The sequence below is a fragment of the Sphingomonas sp. 1F27F7B genome (genome assembly GCF_005503355.1).
In the GTDB taxonomy this organism is placed as follows: domain Bacteria; phylum Pseudomonadota; class Alphaproteobacteria; order Sphingomonadales; family Sphingomonadaceae; genus Sphingomonas.
The window spans coordinates 77,644-87,313 of record NZ_SCMK01000022.1; the positions used below are offsets into that span (position 1 = coordinate 77,644).

At 66.6% G+C, this 9,670-nt stretch carries 9 protein-coding genes and 1 pseudogene; 8 read left to right on the top strand and 2 right to left on the bottom strand.

Translation table 11 applies throughout. The features are described from left to right. Window position 1 precedes the first annotated feature (1 nt). From flgG to FFS08_RS18325, 8 genes are all read left to right on the top strand, one after another. Window positions 2–790 carry a flagellar basal-body rod protein FlgG gene (gene flgG, locus FFS08_RS18290; RefSeq protein WP_137863646.1) on the top strand — a complete coding sequence of 263 codons (789 nt, stop codon included), beginning with the start codon at window positions 2–4 and terminating at the stop codon, window positions 788–790. Between the two features lie 9 nt (window positions 791–799). Beyond that, window positions 800–1,495: a flagellar basal body L-ring protein FlgH gene (locus tag FFS08_RS18295; RefSeq protein WP_137863645.1), complete on the top strand. Its 696-nt coding sequence runs from the start codon at window positions 800–802 to the stop codon at window positions 1,493–1,495. Window positions 1,496–1,509: 14 nt separating this feature from the next. Beyond that, window positions 1,510–2,619, top strand: a complete 1,110-nt coding sequence (locus tag FFS08_RS18300) for a flagellar basal body P-ring protein FlgI (protein WP_137863644.1) — start codon at window positions 1,510–1,512, stop codon at window positions 2,617–2,619. Then, window positions 2,616–2,972 (top strand): rod-binding protein, encoded by a 357-nt coding sequence (locus FFS08_RS18305; protein ID WP_137863643.1) that lies wholly within the window; start codon window positions 2,616–2,618, stop codon window positions 2,970–2,972. The genes FFS08_RS18300 and FFS08_RS18305 overlap by 4 nt, the downstream gene beginning before the upstream one ends. Then, entirely contained in the window at window positions 2,969–4,312 is a 1,344-nt protein-coding gene (flgK, locus tag FFS08_RS18310) for a flagellar hook-associated protein FlgK (protein WP_137863642.1), read from the top strand. The genes FFS08_RS18305 and flgK overlap by 4 nt, the downstream gene beginning before the upstream one ends. A 6-nt stretch (window positions 4,313–4,318) precedes the next feature. Then, a complete protein-coding gene (locus FFS08_RS18315) occupies window positions 4,319–5,218 on the top strand; it encodes a flagellin N-terminal helical domain-containing protein (RefSeq protein WP_137863641.1) in 900 nt (299 codons plus the stop codon). A 187-nt stretch (window positions 5,219–5,405) separates the two neighbouring features. After that, on the top strand, window positions 5,406–6,269 hold the full coding sequence (gene motA, locus FFS08_RS18320; protein WP_137863640.1) for a flagellar motor stator protein MotA: 864 nt from the start codon (window positions 5,406–5,408) through the stop codon (window positions 6,267–6,269). Between the two features lie 3 nt (window positions 6,270–6,272). Next, entirely contained in the window at window positions 6,273–7,244 is a 972-nt protein-coding gene (locus FFS08_RS18325; protein ID WP_137863639.1) for a flagellar motor protein MotB, read from the top strand. A 125-nt stretch (window positions 7,245–7,369) separates the two neighbouring features. Here FFS08_RS18325 and FFS08_RS18330 read toward each other — a convergent pair whose 3' ends face one another. After that, on the bottom strand, window positions 7,370–8,848 hold the full coding sequence (locus tag FFS08_RS18330) for a serine hydrolase domain-containing protein (protein ID WP_171012689.1): 1,479 nt from the start codon (window positions 8,846–8,848) through the stop codon (window positions 7,370–7,372). A gap of 308 nt (window positions 8,849–9,156) precedes the next feature. Beyond that, window positions 9,157–9,670, bottom strand: a pseudogene (locus FFS08_RS18335) (TonB-dependent receptor); the annotation flags it as partial.

Below are 9,670 nucleotides of genomic sequence, written 5' to 3' on the forward strand. Positions count from 1 at the left end.
CATGGGATCGGCAGCACTGCACATCGCGCGCACGGGCCTCGACGCCCAGGACACGCGCATGCGGGTCATCTCGAACAACCTGGCGAACGTGAACACCACTGCGTTCAAGAAAGACCGCGCCAGCTTCGAGACGCTCGCCTATCAGGTCGTCACCGCGCCCGGCGCCGCCTCGACGGCGGAGACCAAATATGCGACCGGCCTGAACCTGGGCACCGGTGTCCGCGTCCAGGGTACGCAGCGGCTCGAGACGCAGGGCTCGCTCCAGACCACCGGCAACGGCCTCGACATGGCGATCGACGGCAATGGCTATTTCCAGATCCAGCTGCCCGGCGGCGGCCTGGGCTATACCCGTGCGGGCAATTTCTCCCGCTCGGCCGAGGGCCAGCTGGTCACCGCCGAGGGCTATCAGGTGATGCCCGGCGTCACCATTCCCGAAGGCGCGATCTCGGTCACCGTCGGCAGCGACGGCACCGTCTCGGCGCAGATGCCGAACCAGACCGACCTCACCCAGATCGGCCAGATCCAGGTGGCGAGCTTCCCCAATCCGGCGGGGCTCCAGGCGGTCGGCGACAATTATCTGATCGAGACGCCGGCGAGCGGCACGGTCGCGCTCGGCAATGCCGGCATCGATGGCCGCGGGACGATCCGCCAGGGCATGCTCGAAGGCTCGAACGTCAACGTCGTCGAGGAGCTGGTCGACATGATCGAGACCCAGCGCGCCTATGAGGTGAATTCGAAGATGATCTCGGCGACCGACGAGATGCTCAAATATGTCAACCAGAACATCTGAGGCCGGACGATGAAGTTCCTCACCAGCCTCGCCGCCGGCACGCTGATCGCCGCCGGGCTCGCCTTCACCGCCACGCCGGCGCAGGCGCAGTTCCTGGGCATCGGCAAGAAGAAGCAGACGGAGGATTTCTCCGCGACGCTTCCCGCGCCGGTCACCGCCCAGCCGCCCGCCAACGGCAGCATCTTCCAGACGAGTGACGGCTATGCCGCGCTCTACGAAGGCATGCGCGCGCGCCGGGTCGGCGATCCGCTGACCATCCTGCTGGTCGAGAAGACCGCCGCCTCCAAATCGGCGGGCAGCAAGCTCGACAGCGGCGGCGGTTTCGGCCTTACCCCGCCCACCACCGGCGCGCTCTCGCTGTTCAAGGAAAGCGACGCCAGCGTGAGCGGCAAGCGCAATTTCGGCGGCACCGGCACCGCCGACCAGGCCAATGCGCTTTCGGGCGAGATCAGCGTCACCGTCGCCGCGGTCTATCCCAACGGCACCATGCTGGTGCAGGGCCAGAAGCGGGTGACGCTCAACCGGGGCGACGAGTTCGTCCAGATCAAGGGCCTGGTGCGCACCGCCGACATCGACGCGAACAACCGCGTCCTGTCGACTCGCGTCGCCGATGCCCGCATCGCCTATACCGGCAAGGGCGACGTCGCCCGCGCCAGCCGCCAGGGCTGGCTGAGCCGGTTCTTCTCCGTGATCAGCCCCTTCTAAGCCGGAGCAGAAAGATGATCCGCCGCTTCCTCGCGCTCGCCGCCCTCGCCGCTTTCTCCCTTGGCCTCGCGGCCGCGCCGGCCCATGCCCAGCGCGTGAAGGACCTGGGCGGGTTCCAGGGGATCCGCACCAACCAGCTGACCGGCTATGGCGTCGTGGTCGGCCTGCCGGGCACGGGCGACGACAATCTGGAATATACCGTCCAGTCGATGAAGGGCGTCACGTCGCGTTTCGGCCTGCAATTGCCCCAGGGCGTGGCACCGGGCCTGAAGAACGCCGCGGTGGTGATGATCACCGCCGAACTGCCCCCCTTCGCCAAGCCGGGCCAGAAGCTCGACATCACGGTATCGTCGATGGGCAAGGCCAAGTCGCTGCGCGGCGGCACGCTGATCCTCACCCCGCTCCAGGGCGCCGACGGCCAGATCTATGCGATGGCGCAGGGCAACCTCGCGGTGGGCGGCCTCGGCGCCGAGGGTGCCGACGGCTCGAAGATCGTGGTCAACACGCCGAGCTCGGGCCGCATTCCCGAGGGCGCCACCGTCGAGCGCGCAGTCGATACCGGCTTCGACAAGTCGCCGTTCCTCACCTTCAACCTCGCCCGCGCCGACTTCACCACGGCACAGCGCGTGCAGGACGCGATCAACCTGCGCTTCGGCACCGGCCGCGCCCGCGCGATCGACGGCGTATCGATCGCCATCCAGGCGCCGGAGGGCCGCGACGTGCGCGCCGGGCTGATGAGCGAAGTCGAGAACCTCACCGTCGAGGCCGCGGAAGCGCCCGCCAAGGTGATCGTCAACGCCCGCACCGGCACGGTGGTGATCAACTCCGCTGTCCGCGTCAGCCCCGCCGCGGTAACGCATGGTAAACTGACCGTTCGTATTGATGAGAACCAGCGCACCAGCCAGCCCGCGCCGTTCAGCAAGGGCGAGACCCGCACCGAGCAGCACAGCACGGTGGGCGTGGAAGAGGAGAAGCACCCCATGTTCCTGATGGCGCCCGGCCCCAAGCTTTCGGACGTCGTCAAGGCGGTGAACGCGATCGGCGCGTCGCCGGCGGACCTCGTCGCCATCCTCGAGGCGCTCAAGGAAGCCGGCGCGCTCAAGGCGGAGCTGATCGTCCTGTGAGCGGCGCGCTTCACCCCATCGGCAGCCCGTCGGGCGGCGTGTCGACCGACACGTCGCGCCTGGCGTCGAAGGAGAATCTCGAAGCCGCCGGCCAGCGCTTCGAGGCGGTCTTCACCGGCATGATGCTCAAGTCGATGCGCCAGGCCAAGCTGGGCGATGGGCTGTTCGACAGCAAGGGCGAGGAGCAGTTCCGCGACATGCAGGACCAGCAGCTCGCCCAGAGCATGGCCGCCCACGCCCCGATCGGCATCGGCAAGGCGATGACCGACTTCCTGGCCAGGAACCTCAAGACCGAGACGGCGGCCCAGCCGGGCACCGCGCCGGCTGCCGCGCAAGGAGGCGTCGTCAAATGACCGACCTGCTCTCGATCGGCGCCGGCGGCGCCCGCGCCTATCAATCGGCGCTCGCCACCACGTCGGACAATATCGCCAATGCCGCGACCACGGGCTATTCGCGCCGCGTCGCCACCGTCCGCGAAGTCGTCGCGACCGGCGGCAACACCAGCGCGATCAATTCGGGCCTGGGCGCCAATGTCGGCGGGGTCACCCGTGCGGCCGATGCCTTCAAGGCAACCGAGGTGCGCAGCGCAAGCTCCGACCTCGCCCGCACGCTCGCCGGCGCCGCCTGGCTGGGGCGGATCGACAGCAGCCTGACCCAGAACAAGCTGGGCGACCAGCTGACCGCCTTCTTCACCTCGGCCAAGGCAGTGGCGGCCGACCCGACCGCGCTGCCCGCGCGCGCGACCATGCTGGAGAATGCCGCCGGCGTCGCCGCCGCCTTCGGCGCCACCGGCAAGGCGCTCGACGGCGCGATGACCGATCTCAAGGCTTCGGCGGAGACCGCGGTCACCCAGCTCAACAATCTCTCGGCCAGCCTCGCCAAGGTGAATGCCGGCCTGGCCCGCGCCAATGAAGGCACCGCCGGCCAGGCGGCGCTGCTCGACCAGCGCGACCAGATGCTCGAGCAGATGAGCGCGCTGACCGACGTGACCGTGAGCTTCGACACTTACGGCCGCGCCACCGTGCATGCCGGCGGCAATACCGGCCCGCTGCTCGTCGAGGGCGCGCAGGCGGCCCAGGTCGCGCAGGCGAGCAACGACGAGGGCGCCTTCTCCTTCACCGTGAAGCAGAGCAGCGGCCAGGTGCAGACGATGTCGCCGAGCGGCGGCGCGCTCGCCGGCATCGCCGAGAGCGGCGCGCGCATCGCCGCGGCCCGCGACCAGATCAGCCAGATGGCCAGGGACTTTGCCGTGGGCGTCAATGCCGTCCAGGCGGCGGGCGCGGATCTGCAGGGCAATGCGGGCCAGCCGATCTTCACGGTGGGCGATCCCGCCTATCAGCTCGGCACGGTCATGACCGATCCGCGCGGAATCGCCGCCGCGGCGGCGGGCGCGGGCCAGCGCGACAATTCGAACCTCGCCGGCCTCGACACGCTGCGCACCAGCGGCAATTTCGAGCAGGGCGTGACCGACCTCACCGCCGCCAACGGCGCGGCGCTGTCGGGCCGCAACAGCGTTGCCGACGCGCAGAGCGCGATCCGCGACGCCGCCGTCTCGGCGCGCGATTCGGTGAGCGGCGTGAACATCGACGAGGAAGCGGTCGACCTGATGCGCTTCCAACAGGCCTATCAGGCGTCGACCCGCGTGATCCAGATCGCGCGCGAGACCCTGCAATCGATCCTCGATATCAGGTAGACGATCATGCGCATCTCCACTTCGCAGATGTACAGCCGCCCGGTGTCGCTGATGACGCAGCTCACCGCCGCGGCCGACAAGACCCAGACCCAGATCGCCACGACCAAGCTGGGCGTCACCGCGGCATCGGACGCGGCGGCCTATATCAAGCTGCAGCAGATCCAGCGCGCCACCACCGCCGACGCGACCTACAAGGCGAACATCACCGTTGCCCAGGGCGTGGTCTCGCAGACCGACCAGACGCTCGACAGCGTCGAGACGCAGCTCCAGCGCGCGCTCGAGCTCGCCACGCGGGCCAAGAACGACACGCTCTCTGCGTCGGATCGCGCGTCGATCGGCGAGGAGCTGAGCTCGATCCGCGACACGCTGTTCGCGCTCGCCAACACCAAGGACGACATTCGCGGCCAGCCGCTGTTCGGCGGCGCGACCGGCGACGCCGCCTATGTGAAGAATGCCGACGGCTCGATCAGCTTCGCCGGCACCGGCGAGCCGTCGGCCATCCCGATCGGCGACGGCGAGAGCATCCAGCCGACGATCAGCGGCCAGCGGGTGTTCAGCCCCGCCGGGGCCGACATGTTCGCCGTCCTCGGCAATCTCGCCGATGCGCTGAAGGCGGGCGGCGACGTCCAGACGGCCGGTGCCACGGCACTGGACGGGATCAACGCCTCGCTCAATACGGTGGCGCTCGCCCGCGCCTCGGTCGGCGCGCGCGGCGCACGGCTCGATCTCCAGGCGGACCGGCTGACCAGCGTCGCCGAGACCCGCGAGGCAACGCGCTCGGGCATCGAGGACACCGACATTCCCACCGCGGTAGCGAGCCTGCAGAAGACGCTGACCGTGCTGCAGGCAACCCAGGCCAGCTTCTCCAAGCTGACCAGCGTCTCGCTGTTCGACTATATCAAATAGGCGATCGCGGGCGCTTCCGACGCAGGATGCCGCCCATCGGCACTGCGCGGCTAGGCGGCTTGCCGGAAAAACCCAAGCGAAACGGCGAAATAATTCGCGCCGGTAACGAATTAACCATGTTTTTCCGCTGAAGATCACGGCGAAGCGGTCGTTAACCGAGACGACAAAACAGGGGTTCTTCGCGCACATGTTTCCGGCAATCGGCCTCGTCATCCTGCTCGCGATGGTCTTTGGTGGTTTCGCGATCACCGGCGGCGCGCTCGGCCCCGTGCTCGAGGCGATCCCGCACGAGATGCTCATCATCGGCGGCGCCGCCATGGGCGCGCTCGTCATCGGCAATTCGATGAAGGAGCTGAAGGCGCTGGGCGGCGGCCTGGTCAAGGTGCTGAAGGGCCCCAAGTACAAGAAGCAGGACTATCTCGACACGATCTTCCTGGTCTCCAAGCTGATGAAGATGCTGCGGACCGAGGGCCCGATCGCGCTCGAGCCGCATGTCGAGGATCCCAAGTCGAGCGCGATCTTCGCCGAATATCCGCGCCTGCTCGCCGATCACACGCTGATCAACCTGATCACCGATACGCTGCGCCTCGTCGTCGTCTCGTCGGGCACGCTCGACGTGCATGCGGTCGAGGAAGTGATGGATAACTCGATCAAGACCCATCACCATGAAGTGCAGGGACCGCAGACGACGCTCCAGTCGCTGGGCGACGCGCTGCCCGCGCTCGGCATCGTCGCCGCGGTGCTCGGCGTGGTGAAGACCATGGGCTCGATCGACAAGCCGCCCAGCATCCTGGGCGCCATGATCGGCTCGGCGCTGGTCGGCACCTTCATGGGCGTGCTGCTGGCCTACGGCATCGTCGCGCCGCTGGCGGGCCGCCTGCAACAGGTGATCGACGCCGATTCGGCGATCTATCACGTGGTGAAGCAGATCATCATCGCCTCGCTCCACGGCCATCCGCAGCCGCTGGTGATCGAGGCCGCCCGCTCCAGCATCGCGCATGCCAACCAGCCGGGCTTCGGCGAGGTGTTCGACGGGCTGCGCGGTCGCTAAGCCATGGCCGCTCCGCGCGCACCTCACGGGAATCAGCTCCAGCCGAAGATCATCGTCAAGAAGATCATCGTCGAGGGGCATGGCGGCCATCACGGCGGCGCCTGGAAGGTCGCCTATGCCGATTTCGTGACGGCGATGATGGCGTTCTTCCTGCTGCTCTGGATCCTGGGCGCCACCACCGAGAAGCAGCGCAAGGCACTGGCCGATTATTTCGCGCCGACGCTCGTCGAGCTGAAGCAGAACAGCGCCGGCTCGAACGGCCTGTTCGGCGGCGAGGCGATCAACCAGCGCGACAATTATCCGGGCAAGGCTTCGCAGACCGGCACGCGGGCGCTCACCGTGCCGGTGGGCGGCAGCGGCGGCAACAATGTCGGCACCGGCGCCAAGGGCACGCTGAAGGACCAGCGCGCTCTGACTCAGCAGGACCAGAAGAATTTCGACGAGACCGCCAGGCGGATCCGCGAGCGCATGCGCGCGACTCCGGCACTCTCGAAGCTCGCCAATCACGTCCGCTTCGTGCCGACGCGCGACGGGATGCGGATCGATCTGCTCGACGACGCCAATTATTCGATGTTCAACCTGGGCACGACTGCGCTGGTGCCGGAGGCGAGCGCGCTGATCGGCACCATCGCGGATTCGATCAAGGGCATGGAGAACCCGATCATGATCCGCGGCCATACCGACAGTCTCGGCTATGGCGATCCGCTGGCGATGAACAACTGGATGCTGTCGAGCGGCCGCGCCGAGGCCACGCGCAGGCGGCTCCTGTCCGGCGGCGTGACCGAGATGCGCTTCGAACGGATCGAAGGCGTGGCCGACCGCGAGCCGCTGATCGCCGACAACCCCGCCGATCCGCGCAATCGCCGCGTCTCGATCACCTTGCTCTATCGCCGGATCATGGACCAGGACCAGCAGGGCCGCTTCCGCCCCGGACTGCGCGCCAGCCGCGAGGCCGGCACGCCGCCGGGGCACTAGTCGGGCGGCCGATGGGATCGCGCAGTCTGGGCGCATAGGCCGCAGGCGTCGCGCCGTTCCGGTCGGTCACCCGCTGGCGGGCATCGAACAGATTATCGGCCCGAAGCCGGAGCCAGCGTTACACTTCAGCCCTTCATGCGCAGCAACGCATCTCCGTCATTATCCCGCAGACCCGTAATCTCTCCGGTTGCCGTTTCGCGGGTGACGGCGACCTCCTCGCCCGTATAGCGATCGATGAACTTGTCGCGATCGAACGCTATCAGATGGTTGGTCTTTCCGGTGGTGAGATCCTTGAGGACCAATTCGTTGCCAGCACCGGACGTCGCGCTGAAAAAATAGTTCTCCGCCCCCGGATATCGGTATCGCCCGACTATCGCTGCCAACTCGCCGGCAGACACGGGAAGTCTGGTGACCGAGCGTGTCGGAAACAAACCCAACCCGAATTTGTTGGAGATGGATCGGGCCAGCTCATTCCTGACCACCCGGCCATTCTCCGAATTGGTCATCAGGATGACTCCAATCCGGCGCTGCGGAAAATAGAAAAGTTCGCTCTTGAAGCCGGCGTTGCTGCCGCCGTGACCGAATGATGCGGTTGCACCTGTCCCCCGCAGTTCGAAACCGAGACCGTAGCCATTGCCGCCTTCGGGTTTGCCGCTTGGCCGGATCATTTCGCCGGCAAGCGATTGGGAGATGAGTGCGCCCCTCGTTCCGGATAGCGCCTTCAAAACGCCGAAGCAGAATTTCGCCACGTCGGAAGGTGTCGTCCAAAGGCCCGCCGGAGCGAGTTCGGGATAGACGTGCCAGCCGCCTGGATAAGGCTGGCCATCGAATTGATGAGCACGACTGACGTTCCCCTCGGGATCGGGATCAAACGTGCTATCGGTCATGTGCAGTGGCGCCAGCACGTGGAGCTGCAGGTATCGACCGAAGGGCATGCCGGACTGGTCTTCGATCAGTTTCTGCAGCACGACATAGCCGCCACCGGAATAGGAATATTTCGATCCCGGCACCGTCACCACGCGCAGCGCCGGGCTGTTGCCCTTGCCGTTCAGCACGTCGTCCGCGCTCGGTATTGTCCGGGTCTTTTCATACCCGGCGAAGCCGCCGACATTCAGCCCGGCGGTATGGCTCAATAGTCGGCGTATCGTGACCTTCTCGGAGCGAGTCAGGTCGTTCTCCGGTACTTTCCAGGTGCGAAGATAGTCGTTCACGTCGCGGTCGATATCCAACCCCTTGGACTGGACCAGTGTCATGACCGCAAAGGCGGTGACCGGCTTGCTGATGGAAGCCGCCTGGAATCGAGTGTGAACATCGACAGGTCGGAGCCGTCGGCTATCGGCAGATCCGTATCCCTTCGCCCAGATGACGTGATGGTCGTCGAAGACGGCAGCGCTGACGCCCGGGACGCCGAACAACACCATACGCTCGTGGAGATCATATGTCTTGCCGGCGTCCTCCGCCAAAATCACCCGCGGCACGAGTCCCTTCTCGATGCCGGCGGCCTCCGCGGCGGATAGGTCAGCGACGGGCCGAGGCGCGAGCTGGGCGACGGCTCCGCTGCAACAGACAATCGAAGAGACCACGAATGTAACGCCGCGGAACATACGCCCCCTCCGGTCCGAATGAGTTCCGAGCTTCAAGCTGCTCATGAATTGTGGCCGACGCGTGACCACTATTCAGTGCAGATTGCCTGTGCATTGGCGGGCCGTCGATCATGCCATCGATGATGCCCGAAGGTATCGCGAAGCCGTAATCGAACCGGCAGCTTTCTTGACGACTTCGATCCGGTCCTTGGGCTCGATGGACGACTCGGTCCTGGATATGAGGCGGTTTCTATTGAGTACAATATCCGCCCCGGGCCGCGCGCCAGCCGCGAGGCCGGCGCCCTGCTGGGGCGGCGTTGATTCCTTGATCAGAAGAACTGCTTGCGGAACGTAACCTTGATCGTGCGGCCGATGGGATCGCGCAGATTGGGCGCATAGGCCGAAGGCGTCGCGCCATTCTGGTCGGTCACCCGCTGGCGGGCATCGAACAGATTGTCGACCCGAAGCTGGATCCGCGAGCCGCGGAACCAGGGATGCTTCAGCAGGAAATCGATGTCCTGACCGGGATTGAACTCGGCCAGCAGGTTCAGCTTGGCCAGGCTGCCGAAGTTCAGCTCGGTGGCACTGCCCGGTATCGTCGCCGTGCCGCTGGTGGTGCGGGTGCCGCTCTGCCAGTTGCCGTTGAGCTGCAGCAGCAGCGCGTCGCGCTTGAGGCCGGCGATGAAATCCACCCGGTGCGCCGCGATCGACTGCGAGCCCTCGCCATCCAGCCGGTCGATCACCGGCAGGCCGGGCCGGATCTGGATTTCGTCCTTGAGCACCCAGGTGTGATAGGCGCTGAGCAGGATGCGGTTGCCGCCGCCCCCGCCGCCAAAGCCGCCG

Coding starts and splice junctions, on each gene's coding strand:
- flgG (WP_137863646.1), top strand. CDS start 2: ATGGGATCGGCAGCACTGCACATCGCGCGCACGGGCCTCGACGCCCAG.
- FFS08_RS18295 (WP_137863645.1), top strand. CDS start 800: ATGAAGTTCCTCACCAGCCTCGCCGCCGGCACGCTGATCGCCGCCGGG.
- FFS08_RS18300 (WP_137863644.1), top strand. CDS start 1,510: ATGATCCGCCGCTTCCTCGCGCTCGCCGCCCTCGCCGCTTTCTCCCTT.
- flgK (WP_137863642.1), top strand. CDS start 2,969: ATGACCGACCTGCTCTCGATCGGCGCCGGCGGCGCCCGCGCCTATCAA.
- FFS08_RS18315 (WP_137863641.1), top strand. CDS start 4,319: ATGCGCATCTCCACTTCGCAGATGTACAGCCGCCCGGTGTCGCTGATG.
- motA (WP_137863640.1), top strand. CDS start 5,406: ATGTTTCCGGCAATCGGCCTCGTCATCCTGCTCGCGATGGTCTTTGGT.
- FFS08_RS18325 (WP_137863639.1), top strand. CDS start 6,273: ATGGCCGCTCCGCGCGCACCTCACGGGAATCAGCTCCAGCCGAAGATC.
- FFS08_RS18330 (WP_171012689.1), bottom strand. CDS start 8,848: ATGTTCCGCGGCGTTACATTCGTGGTCTCTTCGATTGTCTGTTGCAGC.